The organism is Litoribrevibacter albus (assembly GCF_030159995.1).
GTDB classification, from domain to species: domain Bacteria; phylum Pseudomonadota; class Gammaproteobacteria; order Pseudomonadales; family Litoribrevibacteraceae; genus Litoribrevibacter; species Litoribrevibacter albus.
Window position 1 is genome coordinate 678,179 of record NZ_BSNM01000016.1, and the last position, 15,878, is coordinate 694,056.

Consider the following 15,878-nt stretch of genomic DNA (forward strand, 5'->3'; position numbering starts at 1 on the left):
ACACGTTCAGCCGTTAAGGTTTAAAACCAGAGGGCTTTCACGATTAAGCTCAGACCTGTGGCAACCGTCATCAATTCAAAAGCTCGTTTGATCATAGTGTTACCTTTGGCAATGGATAAGTGCGCTCCGAGGTAGCCGCCCAACAATGAACCAAGCAGCAGACTTGGTAGCCACAGCCACTCCACCGGCGCCTGTAAGGCCAGCGTCAGTGCCCCTGTACCATTCCAAAATAAGCCCACCAGAATCAAGGTGTAGGTGACGGCGCGTAAGTAATCCAGGCCAAACCAGCGAACCAGCCATAAGGTGACAAACAAACCGGTGCCTGAGGTCAGAGATCCGTTCAGAAAACCGATAAAGGTGATCACGGCGCCACCTAATGTGTAATGGCCTAGGCTGAAGGGAATGAGTTTCGCTTCTTTTCCTAATTCCGGTTTAATGGCCGAGTAAATACCGAGCCCAACCGTTAACAGTCCAAGCGCCAGTTGTGCATAGAAATCCGGGATGTGAATAATGACGCTGGCACCAAGAATCACTCCGGGCAGTCCACAGGCGAGGATAAACGCGGAAAACCGCCAGTTAATCGAGCCTTCTTTGATATGGCGGATAGTGGCCCCAACCCCCAGAGCGACACTGGCGATCTTATGGGTTGCTAAGGCGGGCGTGAATGCCAGTCCCAAGAACAATAAAGCCGGCAACTGCAACAATCCGGCACCGCCTCCGGCCATCGCTGAAAAGGCGTTAGCGATCAAAGAAATAACAAACAAAGCGATAATTAAGGTTAGGTCAATAGTCATAAGGTATTGGTATTGCTATAGTATTGAGTATGTATAAAGTTCTATTGTTGACTGGCGACCGCAAGTCTATCACGCAACCTGTGTATAACGTTTGATTTCTTATTTTTCGATTATGAATAACTTGCCTACTGGTATTAAAAGCATCCTTGTTGTATTACTGGTTTCGATCAGTGCTTGGGCGGTATCGGCTGAGTATTACCGTTATAAAGATGAAAACGGCGTACAGGTCATTAATACCTATATTCCGCCCGAATATGTGAAATTTGGTTATGAAGTGATTACTTCCAGTGGTCAGGTGCTTAAAAAAATTCCTCCTGCACCGACTGAAGATGAACTGGCTGAGCGAGATGAAGCGAAACGTTTAGATGCTGAAAGACGTAAACGGGCGGCTGAGCAGCGAGTGATCGATGAACGTCTGAAGAAGTTGTACAGCCACCCTGACGATGCGAAACGGGCCCTTGAGCGTAAACTCTCTGAGCTCGACTATCAGATCAGTCGTAAGCGAGGTCAGCTAGCGACACTGAACAGCAAGAAAGAAGATTTGGAAACGTACGCGGCCGAGCAAGAGCGTTCGGGGAAAAAAGTGCATGAACAAACCGTGGAAGAGCTTGAGCGTTACGAACGACAGATTCAGGATATCCAGAACAATATTGATCAGATTGAACAAAGCAAAGATGTGATTCGTGTAGAGTTTCAGCGCGATATTGATCGTATGACGGAAATCTACCAGGAACGGGGCAAGAACAAAGCGGTGCAATGATTGGCTGTACCCTGAGTCAATTCATCTAATGCAATCAAGAAGGCCGCTCATAGAGCGGCCTTTGTGTATTCAGCAGAGGGTGTGATTAAGCAACCACTAATAACCCTTGTTGAATGACCAGCCATTGTTGTTCGAAACAGGTGGTTGGCTTTTTCTTGAAATTACTGCGGACGTAGTGATTAATTTGTCCATCCGCAAACGACAGCAAAAGTTGCGCTGTTTCCTGTACGCCGATGCGAGTGGTTTGTTGATCTCGAATCTCGGCTTCTCTCAGAACCTGTTTAAACTGTGTTTCCAGACGGTCATACAGTTGTTCCAGGCGCTCCCTGAGTCGGGGTTTTTCGCCTGCGAGTACTTCCCCATTGAGAATGCGGCACATCCCAGGGTTGCGCTCTGCAAACATCAAAATAAGACTCAGAATGCGTTCACACCGGACTAAGGTGTTGGCTTCATTTTGCATAATGCGATTGATGTTCGAGAATAAGGTTTCTTCGATAAACTCGATCAGTCCTTCAAACATTCGCGCTTTACTTGGAAAGTGGCGATAAAGCGCCGCTTCGGAAACCCCTACTTCTTTCGCAAGTGCAGCGGTCGTGATTCGCTGGCCTGGGCTGCTTTCTAACATAGAGGCCAAGGCTTCCAGTATCTGCAACTTGCGAGAAGGTTTCTTTGCGTTTTCGGTCATAGAAAAGCTTCCTTGATCGGAAAATAAAGGTTACAGCGGAACCTATTATGGTTGGTTGTCGTGCTTCAATTGGGGTCAGGCCCAGGAATCATAGCGTTGGGACAGTCTTCCAGAGAGAAGTACACCAGAGCGACATTCATAGGTTCCTGATGAATGCCGCCAGGTTGATATGTTAATCAAGCTTTTCGTTAGTGATTAAGGTGCCGACGCCTTGATCTGTGAAGATTTCTAACAAAATGGAGTGTGAAACACGGCCATCGATAATATGAGCGCGTTTTACACCTGCACGTACAGCATCCAGCGCACACTGAATCTTTGGTAGCATACCGCCATAAATGGTGCCGTCAGCGATCAGGTCATCCACCTGTTTGGCATTTAAGCCTGTTAATACTTCACCTTGTTTGTCCAGCAAACCGGCGGTGTTGGTGAGAAGCATCAGTTTCTCTGCTTTAAGAATTTCAGCTACTTTACCTGCTACCAGGTCGGCATTGATGTTGTAGGATTGCCCTTTCTCATCCACACCAACAGGGGCGATAACAGGAATAAAGTCACTACTGACCAGCATGTTGATCAGATCGGTGTTGACCGAACGAACCTGGCCCACATGACCAATGTCGATAATCTCTGGTTGTTGCATCTCAGGTGATTTGCGGGTCACTTTGAGTTTGTCTGCGGTAATCAGTTTGCCATCTTTACCGGTCAAACCGATGGCACTGCCACCTTGATTGTTAATCAAGTTCACGATGTCTTTGTTGACCTGACCGCCCAGAACCATTTCAACCACATCCATGGTGGCGCTGTCGGTTACTCGCATACCGTCGATGAACTTCGATTCAATGTTCAGTTTTTCCAGAAGGTCGCCGATTTGAGGGCCACCGCCGTGAACTACCACCGGGTTAATACCTACGGTTTTCAGTAATACGACATCTCGGGCAAACTGAATTTTCAGGTTTTCATCGACCATGGCGTTGCCACCGTATTTGATGACTAAGGTTTTGCCTGAAAACTTCTGGATATAAGGCAGTGCAGTACTAAGTACTGTGGCTGTATTGAGTGCTTGTTCTCTGTCGAGGGTCATGATGACTCCTGAAACTCAGGTTAGCTGATATAAGTGTTTGAATCGATTGGGAGGGGGATTAAACCCCCTTAGAACGGAATTTGCAATGATGGATCGACCTGGGCCAGTGCGTCTTTAAACTCTTCGACAATCAGGGTCAGAGCGTCCTGGTCATCCCCTTCGAATCGAAGGGTTAAGGTAGGCGTGGTATTTGAGGCTCGAACCAGTCCCCAGCCGTTATCGTAATCCACTCGGATGCCATCAATTTCGGTGATGGTCGCGGCAGGCGAATTCAGGTGTTCTTTCACTTTGTTGATAATGTCGAACTTACGCTGATCGGTTGTTTCGATGTGATATTCCGGCGTTAGCAGGCCAACCGGGAAGTCCTGAAATACTTCAGATACCGGTCTTGGATCGGTGCTCAGAAGTTCCAGTAATCGGGCACCTGCGTAGAGTCCGTCATCAAATCCATACCAACGTTCATTAAATACCAGATGACCGCTCATTTCGCCGCCTAAGGTGGCGCCGAGTTCCTGCATCTTACTCTTAATGAGGGAGTGGCCTGATTTCCATACCACCGGGCGACCGCCTTGTTGACTGATGTAAGCGCCAAGTTTGTTGGAGCACTTCACGTCATAGACGATGTCGGTGCCAGGGCAGCGGCTGAGCACATCTTTCGCAAACAGCATCATTAGCTGATCCGGTTGGACGATGTTGCCTTCATTATCGACCACCACCAGTCGATCTCCGTCACCATCAAAGGCAACGCCTAAGTCCGCATGCTTGCCCTGAACGGTGGCAATCAGGTCTTTCAGGTTTGCTTCTATGGTCGGGTCCGGGTGATGATTCGGGAAGTTGCCATCCACTTCGCAATACAAGGGAATAACATCACAGCCGATGCTTTCAAACAGTCTCGGTGCGTATTGGCCTGCGACCCCATTACCGGCGTCGACAACTACGGTCAGCGGTTGGGCCACTGCAATGTCTGAAACGATGCGCTCTAGGTAGTCCTGATCCAGATTGGCTTTGTGATAGGAGCCTTCACCGGAGAGTAAATCGTTTTCAATGATGCGGGTGTAGAGATTCCGTATGCCCTCTTCATGCAGAGATTCACCGTCGATCACGATCTTGATGCCATTATATTCCGGTGGATTATGAGATCCGGTGATCATCACACAAGTATTGGAGTCTTGCGTAAAGGCGGCAAAGTAGGCAACGGGGGTGGCTACCTGACCGATATCGATCACGTCACGGCCGGTGGATTTCAAACCATGAATCATCGCATTCGCTAATTCCGGACTGGACAGACGGCCATCGTAGCCGACGTATACCGTTTGTTGGCCTCGTTCGTAGGCTTCACTGCCAATGGCTTGACCGATCAGTTCTATGGTTTCTGGTGTCAGTTGTGAGCCAACTTGTCCGCGAATGTCGTAGGCTCGGAAAATCTGAGCCGGAACCAGCTGGCTGTCCCCTTCTTCCAGTTCCATCGATTCTTCGTCCAGATCCAAGTCCAAATGAAGATCGTCGGTGGCAATGTCCGCTTGATCCTGGGCTGATGAATTCTCAAACACATCAGGCGTTGTTGGAATTAAGGTATCGATCATACCCGGGCCATTTCGGCGGGTCTGCTGATACAGCGCCTGAGCCAGAGTTGCAAACTGTGGTAACGAGAAATCTGGCATCTTAGGCTTGCGGCCACCGGTTAGGGAAAGTGTCAGCTCTGACAGCATATGCATGTTTTTGTTGAGCTTTTGGTTCAGTACATATTGGAAAATCAACATACCAACAATAACAAGCAAACTGGCTATGGCACTGGCAATAAAGGTCTGATTTTGATCGACTAATGGTTGCGATAATTGAGCGTTCGATAGTTTGAAGCTTAATTGAATATGCGGGACGTTTGAGTTTTGAGTGAAGACCAGATTCTGGTTGTTGCCTTGTCCTTGCTGGAAGAGCAAGGTAGGCGAACCATTGGAGAATTGTTGTTGAATAATCAACTCCCCAAGCGATGAGTCCATTAAGAAGAAGCTGCCGATCACGGCACTGCTATCAAACGTAATCAACAGAGAACCAATCATCTTGTCCTGGGCATTATTAATCGGAGCGATGCTTTGCAGATAATAACGCTTATTGAGACGATGAAATTCCACAGGAACGCTCTTCCCTTTTTCCAGACGTTTGACCATATCCAGACCTGCAAACGTCAGTGGAATGTCTGAATGAGTGTCCAATTGAGCATGGCCTACAGGAATGATTCGGGTGCTGACGGCGAATGGCAGAGTAGCCGTAATGCGTCGTTCTGCTTGTTGAATGGCTTGAGGGTCGCGACTTGCAATAATTGAGGCTAAGCCTGCCTGAGTTGCAACACCTTGCGAGGCTTGCTGAGCGTTGCTGAGGTTGTTATTGAGTTGCGATAGGTAATTCGTTCCCAGCGTATGTTGCAGTGTCTTAACGTGTTTTTGGTTCGCGTCGCTGCTTGAGAGAAGTTGGACGCCAGTACTGATGGCGATGGCAATTAAGATAAACACCAGTAATACAAGGGTTAACCCGAACAGACCGTTTTTCTGTTTTGGGTTAGCTGGTTGTTTGGTTGACGCTTTGGGGGCTACGTCGGCTTCAGTGTTTTTCTTTTTAAAAAGGGCCACGTTAGAGTCCTAAATTGCTTAGTTACTGAGTCCATGTAAGGGATAAGCATAGCCTATTATGATCGCACACTATGCTTTCCCCCGATCTCTCTCGTTGAACCGAAGTGATTAGTGTTTGCCTGTACTGCCAAATCCACCTTCACCACGATGAGATTCATCAAAATCACTGACGATTTTAAATTCTGGTTGAATCACTGGCACAATCACCATCTGGGCAATACGTTCACCGATTTCAACCGTAAAACTGGTGTTACCACGGTTCCATACCGACACCATTAACTGGCCCTGGTAATCCGAATCGATCAGACCAACCAGATTACCCAACACGATGCCGTGTTTATGGCCTAGGCCGGATCTTGGTAACAACATCGCTGCCAAACCTGGATCATCAAGGTGGATGGCCATTCCTGTCGGGATAAGATGCGTTTCTCCCGGGTTAATGGTTAAGGCTTCGTCCAAACAGGCGCGTAGATCTAAACCGGCAGACCCCTGAGTCGCGTACGTAGGCATTGGAATAGATTGACCTAAACGGTCATCAAGGATTTTAAGATCTACAATTACAGACATGTATTTACCTTTAAGTCTTGAATTAATAAGTAGTATTTCATTTTGGACGATAAAATTGAATCGTCTAAATTGTGTGAATTTGTAGCCACAAAGTTAGGGGTGGCGTGTGACTAATCCTTTAACTGAGTCTTGATACAGTTAAGAATTTCGCTGGCCATTTGGGCTTTCGACATCAGCTCCAGTTCTCTCTGACCGCTTCCCCAGAAAACAGTGGCAGCATTATTATCGCTGTTGAAGCCAATCTTTGTATTGGAAACATCATTGGCCACTATCATGTCGAGATTTTTACGCGCCAGCTTTGCTTGGGCGTATTGAGCGACATCCTGCGTCTCGGCAGCAAAGCCCACCGTAAATGGTCGTTCCGGGTGTTGAGCCACGGTGGCGACAATGTCCGGGTTCTTGACTAGCTTGATGATCATCTGGTCTTCCCCGTCCACTTTTTTGATTTTGTGTTCGGCGATTTCGGATGGTCGATAATCCGCAACTGCAGCTGAAGCGATGAAAACATCGGTCTCAGAAATACGTTGCAAGCTGGCTTCGAGCATTTGCTCGGCACTTTTCACTTGAATGCGTTCAACCCGGTCCGGGCAGGGTAAGTTTGTTGGTCCTGAAATCAAGGTTACTTGGGCTCCCTGATCTGCCGCTGCCTGAGCTAATGCGTAGCCCATTTTTCCAGAGCTGTGGTTTGAAATGTAGCGCACAGGGTCGATGGCTTCTTGCGTTGGACCGGCCGTAATCACTACGTGTTTACCGGTAAAGGCGCCCTCTTCAAAGTATTCAGCAGTAAGCTCTGTGATTTGTTCAGGTTCGAGCATTCGGCCGGGACCAACATCACCACAGGCTTGTTCGCCCTCAGCCGGGCCCATCCAGATCAATCGTTGCTCATCATAAAGGCTTTTCAATTGTGCGATGTTGTTTTGGGTGGCTGGACTGGCCCACATTTGTTGGTTCATGGCCGGAGCCAAAGCAATTGGGGACTTTGTTGCCAGGCAGATGGTGCTTAATAGATCATCCCCTTTCCCTTGTGCCAGCGTTGCCAGGAAATTCGCTGTGGCAGGAGCAATAACCATCAAATCGGCCCAGCGAGCTAACTCAATGTGGCCCATGCCAGCTTCTGCTTCAGGATCGAGAAGGCTGGTATGTACGGGGTTCCCTGACAGGGCTTGTAAGGTCAGAGGCGTGACAAACTCTTGGGCGGATCGGGTCATGACCACATGAACTTCAGCGCCAGCCTTTTTATAATGACGGACCAGCTCTGCACACTTATAGGCGGCAATACCACCAGTAATACCCAACAGAATACGCTTGTTTTGCAAACGAGACAGAATATTTCCTGAGTTCATCTGTGTGATCCGTCCTTTCAATGCGATAAAAAAGCAGAATATACCACGGCTGACTGCAAATTCAGACAATAAGCGGATGTTCTCTCTGATATGAAGTTGTTACTGAGTAAGGCTCAGTCACAGGAGGACAGAACATGGCAATTAATCACTGGCCATTAGCGGAACGCCCAAGGGAGAAACTGATCGAGCGCGGAGCCACAGCCTTATCGGATGCCGAGCTATTGGCGATTTTTTTGCGAACGGGGGTAAAAGGAAAGACAGCGTTGGATTTGTCTCGGGAATTACTGAATGAATACGGCGATTTGCGCAGCTTATTAAAAGCCTCGGAGCATCGGTTCTGTCAATCGCATGGTCTCGGGCAAGCCAAGTATGTTCAGTTACAGGCTGTGATGGAAATGAGTAAGCGGGTTTTGCAAACGGGCTTGAAACGCGGAACCGCATTAACCTCTCCGGCTCAGTCCAGAGAAGTGATCGGTCGTGAACTGAGAGATGAAGTGCGAGAAGTCTTTGCGTGTTTGTTTCTGGATAATCAACACCGGGTGATTACCTTTGAACGGCTGTTTTGGGGCACCGTTAATGCTGCCAGTGTCTATCCGAGAGAAGTGGTACGACGAGCCTTGGAGTTATCCTCCAGCGCGGTGATCTTTGCACATAATCATCCGAGCGGTGTGGCTGAACCGAGTCGTGCAGACCGTCAAATCACCGACCAGTTGATTAATGCGTTGTCATTAATAGAGGTTCGGGTTTTGGATCATTTTGTGGTCGGTGATCCGGATGTGGTAAGTTTTGCGGAACGAGGCTTACTTTGATGTATAAACTTGCTGTTCATCTTGTATTTGACCCAAACAGCACTGTTTGTATATGAAATATTCAATAAAACTTGCTATTGGTTGGTCGCTCTGGTATAAATGCCCGCTCGATTTATGCCGGTGCCAAAAATATTAATCAGATTGAGTTAAATCTGGTGGCTTAATATACAAGAGCATCATTAGTTAACAGAATTTATTGCGACGAATATAATTCGTTGGAGGCGAAACAATGTCTAGGGTTTGTCAAGTAACTGGTAAGCGTCCAGTCACTGGTAACAACGTTTCACACGCAAACAACAAAACCAAGCGTCGTTTCTTGCCAAACCTGCAGACGCACCGTTTCTGGGTTGAAGGCGAGAAACGTTTCGTAAAACTACGTATCTCTACTAAAGGTATGCGTATTATCGATAAGAAGGGCATCGAGGCTGTACTTGCTGACCTTCGCGCTCGCGGCGAAAAAATTTAAGGAGCCTGAACCATGCGTGATAAAATTAAACTAGTTTCATCTGCTGGTACTGGTCACTTCTACACTACGGACAAGAACAAGCGTAATACTCCAGACAAGTTGGAGTTCAAAAAATACGATCCTGTTGTTCGTAAGCACGTGATCTATAAAGAAGCTAAAATCAAATAAGATTTCTGCTTCCAGCGAGAACCCGGCTTTATGCCGGGTTTTTTCGTTTTGGTACTTTTCAAGCAAACACACCACTGCCCGTACTTTGCCGGCTTCGTCTAAACTTTCCCTAAGAATTAATCGATTGAGGTTACTATGGAATTTCTCAATGCCTTTCTGATGTTGTTTTTGATTATGGATCCATTGGGGAACTTACCTGTCTTTATGTCGGTATTAAAGTCCGTGCCGGAAGAGCGTCGTACTGCAGTTCTGCGTCGTGAGCTATTGATTGCGCTTACGATCATGATGATCTTTTTGTTTGCTGGTCAGGCGATTCTCAATGCGCTAAATCTGAAGCAGGAATCGGTCAGTATTGCCGGTGGTATTATTCTGTTTATCATCGCGATTCGGATGATTTTCCCAGGGCGTGGTGGTGTCATGGGGGCGCAACCCGAAGGCGAACCCTTCGTTGTTCCGTTGGCGACACCTATGATTGCCGGGCCTTCGATTTTGGCGATGTTGATCCTGTTAGTGAACAATGAGCCAGAACGTCAGTTGGAATGGGCTTTGGCCTTATTCTGCGCCTGGCTTTTTAGCTCCATCATCTTGTTAGCCTCTAAGCCGTTGTTTAAGTTATTGAAGCAACGGGGTTTGATTGCTATCGAACGCCTGATGGGGATGATTCTGGTGATGATGTCGGTGCAAATGTTTTTGGATGGCGTGGTGCATTACGTTCAAACCCAAAGCATGTAAGAGACTTGTGCTCGTAGGGCGTCTTCTTCCGTAGGTGTTGTTTATTCGTTAATGCTTGCTGGTAAAGGTAGGCAAGCTCAAGTGCTTGCGTATGGCAATCACACGTAATACACAGGTAATGCTGAGTGTGAGCAGGATGCGCCACTCCTCGTCTAACAGTGATTCGGTCGCAAAGTAGCTGACACCGCCGGCAATGGCGGTCAGAGCATAGATCTCTTCTCTTAAAACCAGCGGAATGTCGTTAGTGAGGACGTCACGGATCATACCTCCAACCGTCCCGGTCATAACCCCCATGATAATGCAAATGGTGGGGCTGGCATCCAATGATTGAGCTACCTGAATCCCGATAAGATTAAACGTAGCCAAGCCGATGGCATCCATATACAACAACCATTGACGTTTTCGGTGAATGTGGTTGGCAAACGACATCGTCAAGATGACCGAAGCTAACACCACAAACACGTAAATGTCATTTCTCACCCAAAACACAGGGGTGTTACCTAACACCAGATCCCGGAAGGTGCCTCCACCCACAGACGTCACTAACGCTAAAACAATAACGCCAAATAAATCGATGCCTTTTCCGCGTGCAGCCAGGGTGGCTGATGCGGACAGCACGGCCACCCCGAATAAATCCAGGCTATAGATAATTAATTCAGTCATGTCGTTGGTATCGATTAGTAATCAGTGTTGCTCTAATAGCAGGTGTCCGTGCTTGCTGACGGTGGCGTGCCAGTTTGGTTTTATCAGTGTAGTGGAAACTTGTTCACTGATCAGTGCCGGCCCTTGAATCACTGCTCCTGCCGGTAACGATTCACGTTGATATCTGGGCACCTGATCCGAAATCTGGAAGAGCGCTACCTCGCCTTCCGGTGCACTTGCTTGATCGCCTGTGTTGCTGATGGTGTTGCTTAATTCCGGCATTGAGATCTGATGGGTGAAAGCAAACACACGTACTCGTAAGGTTACTAACTCCACTGCCAGATTCATGCTATGACCAAAGCGTGTCTGATGGGCTTGATGGAAGCGTTCGATGAGGTCGCTTCTTGGTTCGATGGCGAGATTAATTGTGAAGGATTGCCCCTGATAACGTAAATCCGCAGAAACCTGTTGTTCCAGCTGCTCTGACAGAACACCCTCTGCCAATAGTTGTGATCTGCCCTGCTCGATTAAATCTGTCAGTTGTTGATCGATTTCAGACCACTGTAATTGGGTTGAATCGAGATTGACGGTTTTCGACAGCTGGCGCTCGTGTGGCGCTACCAACATGCCGTAGGCAGAAAGTACTCCGCCGAGGCGTGGTACCAGCGCTGTCTTAATGTTCATGGATTCTGCAATATCACAGACATGCAAGCCGCCGGCGCCACCGAAACAGGTTAAGCGATAGTCTCTCGGGTCTTCACCGCGTTTTACGGCGATGTTTCTTAATGCTCGTGTCATGTGCTCATTGGCAATGGTAATGATGCCTAAAGCGGCTTCTTCTGTGGTTAACCCGAGCGGTTCGGCAATGGTGTTGACGGCTGCTTTGGCCTTTTCCAAATCCAGAGTCATTTGTTTACCCAAAAAGGCCTCTGGGCGTAAGCGTCCAAGCACGGTATTAGCATCGGTGACGGTTGGTCGTGTACCGCCCCGGCCGTAACAGGCTGGCCCGGGAAAGGCACCTGCCGATTCAGGGCCTACCTGCAGTAAACCGCCTTGATCAAGATAGGCGATGGAGCCACCACCTGCGCCGATGGTGTGCATGTCTACCATCGGTACCGCAACTGGATAATCACCAATGTGGCCATCATTGGTCAGACGGATTTCCCCATCAATCACCGCCACATCGGTGGATGTGCCGCCCATATCGAAGGTCAGCAGGCGTTGTTCATTGATATCTTTAGTCAGCGAACGTACTGCTGCCAAGCCTCCTGCTGGTCCCGACAATAATAGATTTACTGCGCGATTGGCCGCTTGAGAAGCATCAATGGTACCGCCGGATGATTGCATGATTGCTAATGGTGACGGTGATACCCTGTCTTTCAGTTGTGTCAGGTAGGTTGATACCAAAGGGCCGAGCCAGGCATTTAGCCAGGTTGCCATCCCTCGCTCGTATTCTCGGTACTCAGGCAACACATAAGACGATCGAGAGGTGTAATAGCTGTCGCCGATCGCTTGCTCGATTTGTTGTTCAAACTGGTCATCCAGAAATGAGAATAGCAAGTTAATTGCTACGGACTCTGGTTGTAATTCAGCCAGTTGTGCTTTCAAAAGCGCAATGTCTTCTGCCGTTAACGGTTCAAATACGCTACCGTTGGCATCTAACCGCCCTCCTGTTTCCAGGCATAAGTTGGCTTCTACTGGTGGTGGCGTTTCTGTGGGCGTTAGGTTGTAAAGCTCTTTACGGGTTTGACGTCCGATTGTGAGCGTATCTTTGAAGCCTCGATTAGTGATGTAGGCGGTTTTGACACCTTTTCCTTCCAGTGCTGCATTGGTAGCGACAGTACTGCCATGAACCAGTATCAATTCACCTCGTTCGATTAAGGGGTGTAAGCCAAGCTCTTCAATACCTTGCAGAATTGCACGGTCAGGGGCATCAGGAGTGGAAAGGACTTTGTGAACTTTTATCTGTTGGCCATCAAATAGAACAAAATCTGTGAAGGTACCACCGGTATCAACGCCTAGAAACATGAGGCTTCCTTATTGTGCGAGCAGACTGAAACGGAATTTTAAGGGGGTGCCAGGTTGGGAACAAGTGAAAAAGCACAGGGTCACGGGATCTTCATGTTTTGGCTCCCGTAAAGCGAGCGCTGACTTATCCAGATACGTTTATCAGGCCAAACCGGAGTTCGGCCAGGAAGAAAGGATTAAGCGCAATACCGTCGTGCGGCGCTGATTGGCGTTACTTTACTGGATGTCTTGGTTTCTTGCTCGGTAGCAACACCGTATCTGGTGGCAGCACTGCTGACCGCTGATTGGGTGGATTGTGATCCACCATGACCTGACAGGGTACTCAGTAACAAGTTTGCTTTGGCATCAACCAAGGTGACGAAGTGGTCGAGAGATTCTCCTAAAATGCCATGCAGTGCCGCTTTCTTTACTGGCACAGTTTTTTCGAGCGGTGGCAGACTTAAATCGTTTTTATCCTTAATGCGATGAATCAAGGTCGCAAACTGGAATACATCCAGAAGATTAAACGGGCCGGCGGTGAGCTCTTCAAATTGATCGCGGTGGCGAATGCAGTTAACAACTTCTTCTTCCATCTGCCAATGCTTAGCCAACACGACACCAATGTTGGATGAAATTTGTGATGGCATCTCTTCAATTTCTTCTGCCGAAGGCATAGCCAGCTTGTGATTTTGAAGGTAAGACAACAGCATCAAGGTTCCTACGTGGTACATGGATCCCGCTAATAACGCCATATCCGGGTCAACTCGGACTCCGTAATCCGCAATCCGACTGGCAATGGCGGAACTCAAGGTACCGATACGCATATTTTGTTGCCACAGTGTTCGAATTACATGCCGGCTCGGCATGCTGCGTTTTACGAAGGTGGTTTCCATCGAGTGGGTTAACACAATCGAAGTAACAGAGGTGGTTCCTAAACGAATAATGGCTGAGTTCAGGTCAGACGATGGACGAGACCCGTAGAATGCCGTTGAATTGGCGGCTTGCATGATAACAGATACGATTTCTGGATTGGCATGCAATGGCGGTAGCAGGTCTTTAACCCGAAAATTAGGGTTCGCTAAAGTGTGTCTTAGTTTCATTGATGTATCGGGTAAATTGGGAAGCTTAATTTTCCCGGCAAGGATGTCCTGATAAACCTTAAATTGAATGCCTGAGCGCCACATATTCGCTGTTCCAACTGTCTGTGTTGTTATTATTTATTATTATTTTTATTGTCGTACTAAATGATTAGACATCGAAACTCATACTAAAACATTCGTTTAAAAACACAAAGCTTTTAAACGATAAATCTGTCAGTAGGTGACGGAGTGTTGATGACGGGTAGCTTAAGCGCCGGTCGCTACCCGAATTGGTGGTAAGGGGCTGAATAGTTATTTGAGAATGATGAAATAGGGAATTTATTGATGAGAGGTGCCAGGCCGCGATAAATGACCAGAGCATGGCCATCAATCATTTGCACAAAGTGGTTTGCTTCTTCTCGAATCAGTTTTTCTTTAATGGCTTTGATGAAAGGTAAACTGTCTTTTAAGGCGACTACATTTGGATTTTGCTTGGTTGTGTTTTGATAATGAGTCACAGCCATGTGGAAAATATCGACCATCCCGAAAGGTTGACGATTAACTTCCTGATAATAACTTCTTTGTAGGGCGCATTCACATACGGAAGGGTGTAGTCGCCATTGAATGGCTGCGAGTGATGCAATATTGCTGGCAAGCGGAGAAGGGATGTTATTCGCCTCTTTGATACCCGGAACCGCAAGCCCTTTATTCCGGAAACTGTTGATCAACAAAATGGTGCCTAAATGATAGACCAAGCCCGACAATAAGCTTGGTTGCAGCGGGACGTGATTGTATTTACTGAGTCTGGCAAACAGAGCTGCACAGATTGAGGATATTTGGAGGCTTTCTTCCCAAAGTTGGCGAATGGTGTGGTGCGCCGGTAAATTATCACTGAGTACGATATTTCGTATTGCGAACATGGAAATGTACTCGGAAACTTGTTGATCAGATAAGGTCGTTAATGCCTGATCAATGGTGCTCAACGCAGAAGCACCATAATAACGATCAAAGTTTGCGGCATTGATTAATAGCTGGCAGAGGTCTGGGTCTGCGGAGAGCTTGTCAATAATTGATGGATGGTTAATTGAACCGCTTTGTGCGTATTTGGCTAATTCATTTTGAATGGATGAGAAGTGGTTGCTTAATGATGGTAGTTGAGCCCGGCCATTAAGCAGATCTTTGTATATTTTATAGTGATGATCGAGACTCCACATCGTCTGTACTTCCTTTATTAATTAGGCGGTCCTGGCCTAGAGACTCTGATTTTCGTCCTGTTATACGTGTATTCAGGAGTAATAATCAATAGTCATCTTTATGAAAAGCTTCCCTAAGTTACTGACTTTAATATAAAGAAGACCAATGGTATGTGGGTAAGCGTAAGGAAAGGATGTAAGATAATGCCTTGTAATTATCAAAATGTTAGGTATGTATCCGTGTCATCAGTAAATCTTGAAGCAGGTTGGTTGCAGCATTTAGGGGCTGAGTTTGAGCAACCATACATGCAGCAGCTTAAAACGTTTTTGAAAGAGCGCAAAAAAGCGGGAGCTGTGGTCTATCCGGAATCCGAAGACTGTTTTAATGCGTTTAACTATACACCGTTTGATCAGGTTAAAGTCGTGATACTCGGGCAGGATCCATATCATGGGCCGGGCCAAGCGCATGGGTTAAGTTTTTCTGTGAAACCGGGCGTAGCTATTCCTCCGTCCTTAAGAAATATCTACAAAGAATTAGAACATGATTTGCATATTCGACCGGTTAAACATGGATATTTGGAGTCCTGGGCAAAGCAAGGTGTGTTGTTGCTAAACAGTGTTTTGACGGTTGAACAGGGCCAGGCGGCGGCGCATCAGGGGAAAGGGTGGGAGACCTTTACCGATCGTGCGGTACAAGCATTAAGCCAGCATCGTGATGGTTTGGTGTTTCTGTTGTGGGGCAGTCATGCCCAGAAAAAAGGGAAGCAGGTGGATCGAAATAGACATCTGGTGTTGGAAACTACCCACCCCTCGCCATTGTCTGCTCATCGAGGGTTCTTGGGGTGTCGGCATTTTTCAACGCTCAATCAGTATTTGATGCAACGAGGGCTTGACCCCATTCAGTGGCAATTGCCTGATTAGTGCGGTTCGA

General features: G+C 47.5%; 16 protein-coding genes. 6 read left to right on the forward strand and 10 right to left on the reverse strand.

The window, feature by feature from the left end; all coding sequences use genetic code 11:
• Window positions 1-20: 20 nt before the first annotated feature.
• Window positions 21-794 (reverse strand): sulfite exporter TauE/SafE family protein, encoded by a 774-nt coding sequence (locus QQL66_RS17690; RefSeq protein WP_284383225.1) that lies wholly within the window; start codon window positions 792-794, stop codon window positions 21-23.
• Between the two features lie 112 nt (window positions 795-906).
• Between QQL66_RS17690 and QQL66_RS17695 the strand changes: the two genes are divergently transcribed.
• Entirely contained in the window at window positions 907-1,554 is a 648-nt protein-coding gene (locus tag QQL66_RS17695) for an ABC transporter ATPase (RefSeq protein ID WP_284383226.1), read from the forward strand.
• 85 nt (window positions 1,555-1,639) lie between these two features.
• Here QQL66_RS17695 and slmA read toward each other — a convergent pair whose 3' ends face one another.
• From slmA to coaBC, 5 genes are all read right to left on the reverse strand, one after another.
• The gene (gene slmA / locus QQL66_RS17700; protein WP_284383227.1) at window positions 1,640-2,239 is read right to left on the reverse strand and encodes a nucleoid occlusion factor SlmA; all 600 of its coding nucleotides are present in this window, start codon (window positions 2,237-2,239) and stop codon (window positions 1,640-1,642) included.
• A 172-nt stretch (window positions 2,240-2,411) separates the two neighbouring features.
• Window positions 2,412-3,317 carry an acetylglutamate kinase gene (argB, locus tag QQL66_RS17705; RefSeq protein WP_284383229.1) on the reverse strand — a complete coding sequence of 302 codons (906 nt, stop codon included), beginning with the start codon at window positions 3,315-3,317 and terminating at the stop codon, window positions 2,412-2,414.
• A 68-nt stretch (window positions 3,318-3,385) separates the two neighbouring features.
• On the reverse strand, window positions 3,386-5,941 hold the full coding sequence (locus QQL66_RS17710; RefSeq protein WP_284383230.1) for a phosphomannomutase/phosphoglucomutase: 2,556 nt from the start codon (window positions 5,939-5,941) through the stop codon (window positions 3,386-3,388).
• Window positions 5,942-6,049: 108 nt separating this feature from the next.
• Entirely contained in the window at window positions 6,050-6,508 is a 459-nt protein-coding gene (dut, locus tag QQL66_RS17715) for a dUTP diphosphatase (protein WP_284383231.1), read from the reverse strand.
• A gap of 110 nt (window positions 6,509-6,618) precedes the next feature.
• Window positions 6,619-7,833 (reverse strand): bifunctional phosphopantothenoylcysteine decarboxylase/phosphopantothenate--cysteine ligase CoaBC, encoded by a 1,215-nt coding sequence (gene coaBC, locus QQL66_RS17720; RefSeq protein WP_284383476.1) that lies wholly within the window; start codon window positions 7,831-7,833, stop codon window positions 6,619-6,621.
• Window positions 7,834-7,985: 152 nt separating this feature from the next.
• Between coaBC and radC the strand changes: the two genes are divergently transcribed.
• From radC to QQL66_RS17740, 4 genes are all read left to right on the forward strand, one after another.
• Entirely contained in the window at window positions 7,986-8,660 is a 675-nt protein-coding gene (gene radC, locus QQL66_RS17725; protein ID WP_284383234.1) for a RadC family protein, read from the forward strand.
• Between the two features lie 229 nt (window positions 8,661-8,889).
• Window positions 8,890-9,126, forward strand: coding sequence for a 50S ribosomal protein L28 (gene rpmB / locus QQL66_RS17730; RefSeq protein WP_284383236.1), 237 nt, complete (start codon window positions 8,890-8,892; stop codon window positions 9,124-9,126).
• Between the two features lie 12 nt (window positions 9,127-9,138).
• Window positions 9,139-9,294 carry a 50S ribosomal protein L33 gene (gene rpmG / locus QQL66_RS17735; RefSeq protein WP_284383238.1) on the forward strand — a complete coding sequence of 52 codons (156 nt, stop codon included), beginning with the start codon at window positions 9,139-9,141 and terminating at the stop codon, window positions 9,292-9,294.
• A 135-nt stretch (window positions 9,295-9,429) separates the two neighbouring features.
• Entirely contained in the window at window positions 9,430-10,026 is a 597-nt protein-coding gene (locus QQL66_RS17740) for a YhgN family NAAT transporter (RefSeq protein WP_284383239.1), read from the forward strand.
• A gap of 48 nt (window positions 10,027-10,074) precedes the next feature.
• Here the strand turns inward: QQL66_RS17740 and QQL66_RS17745 are convergent, their stop codons facing one another.
• From QQL66_RS17745 to QQL66_RS17760, 4 genes are all read right to left on the reverse strand, one after another.
• On the reverse strand, window positions 10,075-10,689 hold the full coding sequence (locus QQL66_RS17745) for a trimeric intracellular cation channel family protein (RefSeq protein WP_284383240.1): 615 nt from the start codon (window positions 10,687-10,689) through the stop codon (window positions 10,075-10,077).
• Between the two features lie 21 nt (window positions 10,690-10,710).
• Window positions 10,711-12,696, reverse strand: a complete 1,986-nt coding sequence (locus QQL66_RS17750; protein ID WP_284383241.1) for a hydantoinase/oxoprolinase family protein — start codon at window positions 12,694-12,696, stop codon at window positions 10,711-10,713.
• A 176-nt stretch (window positions 12,697-12,872) separates the two neighbouring features.
• Window positions 12,873-13,859 (reverse strand): HDOD domain-containing protein, encoded by a 987-nt coding sequence (locus QQL66_RS17755; RefSeq protein WP_284383242.1) that lies wholly within the window; start codon window positions 13,857-13,859, stop codon window positions 12,873-12,875.
• Between the two features lie 176 nt (window positions 13,860-14,035).
• Window positions 14,036-14,968: an HDOD domain-containing protein gene (locus tag QQL66_RS17760; RefSeq protein ID WP_284383243.1), complete on the reverse strand. Its 933-nt coding sequence runs from the start codon at window positions 14,966-14,968 to the stop codon at window positions 14,036-14,038.
• A 219-nt stretch (window positions 14,969-15,187) separates the two neighbouring features.
• Between QQL66_RS17760 and ung the strand changes: the two genes are divergently transcribed.
• Window positions 15,188-15,868: a uracil-DNA glycosylase gene (ung, locus tag QQL66_RS17765; RefSeq protein ID WP_284383244.1), complete on the forward strand. Its 681-nt coding sequence runs from the start codon at window positions 15,188-15,190 to the stop codon at window positions 15,866-15,868.
• The last annotated feature ends 10 nt before the right edge of the window (window positions 15,869-15,878 follow it).

Bases quoted from the DNA above. Each gene is read 5' to 3' on its own strand.
- QQL66_RS17760 (WP_284383243.1), bottom strand. From the start codon at position 14,968: ATGTGGAGTCTCGATCATCACTATAAAATATACAAAGATCTGCTTAAT.
- slmA (WP_284383227.1), bottom strand. From the start codon at position 2,239: ATGACCGAAAACGCAAAGAAACCTTCTCGCAAGTTGCAGATACTGGAA.
- rpmB (WP_284383236.1), top strand. From the start codon at position 8,890: ATGTCTAGGGTTTGTCAAGTAACTGGTAAGCGTCCAGTCACTGGTAAC.
- rpmG (WP_284383238.1), top strand. From the start codon at position 9,139: ATGCGTGATAAAATTAAACTAGTTTCATCTGCTGGTACTGGTCACTTC.
- QQL66_RS17690 (WP_284383225.1), bottom strand. From the start codon at position 794: ATGACTATTGACCTAACCTTAATTATCGCTTTGTTTGTTATTTCTTTG.
- QQL66_RS17750 (WP_284383241.1), bottom strand. From the start codon at position 12,696: ATGTTTCTAGGCGTTGATACCGGTGGTACCTTCACAGATTTTGTTCTA.
- radC (WP_284383234.1), top strand. From the start codon at position 7,986: ATGGCAATTAATCACTGGCCATTAGCGGAACGCCCAAGGGAGAAACTG.
- dut (WP_284383231.1), bottom strand. From the start codon at position 6,508: ATGTCTGTAATTGTAGATCTTAAAATCCTTGATGACCGTTTAGGTCAA.
- QQL66_RS17745 (WP_284383240.1), bottom strand. From the start codon at position 10,689: ATGACTGAATTAATTATCTATAGCCTGGATTTATTCGGGGTGGCCGTG.
- QQL66_RS17740 (WP_284383239.1), top strand. From the start codon at position 9,430: ATGGAATTTCTCAATGCCTTTCTGATGTTGTTTTTGATTATGGATCCA.
- QQL66_RS17695 (WP_284383226.1), top strand. From the start codon at position 907: ATGAATAACTTGCCTACTGGTATTAAAAGCATCCTTGTTGTATTACTG.
- QQL66_RS17755 (WP_284383242.1), bottom strand. From the start codon at position 13,859: ATGTGGCGCTCAGGCATTCAATTTAAGGTTTATCAGGACATCCTTGCC.
- argB (WP_284383229.1), bottom strand. From the start codon at position 3,317: ATGACCCTCGACAGAGAACAAGCACTCAATACAGCCACAGTACTTAGT.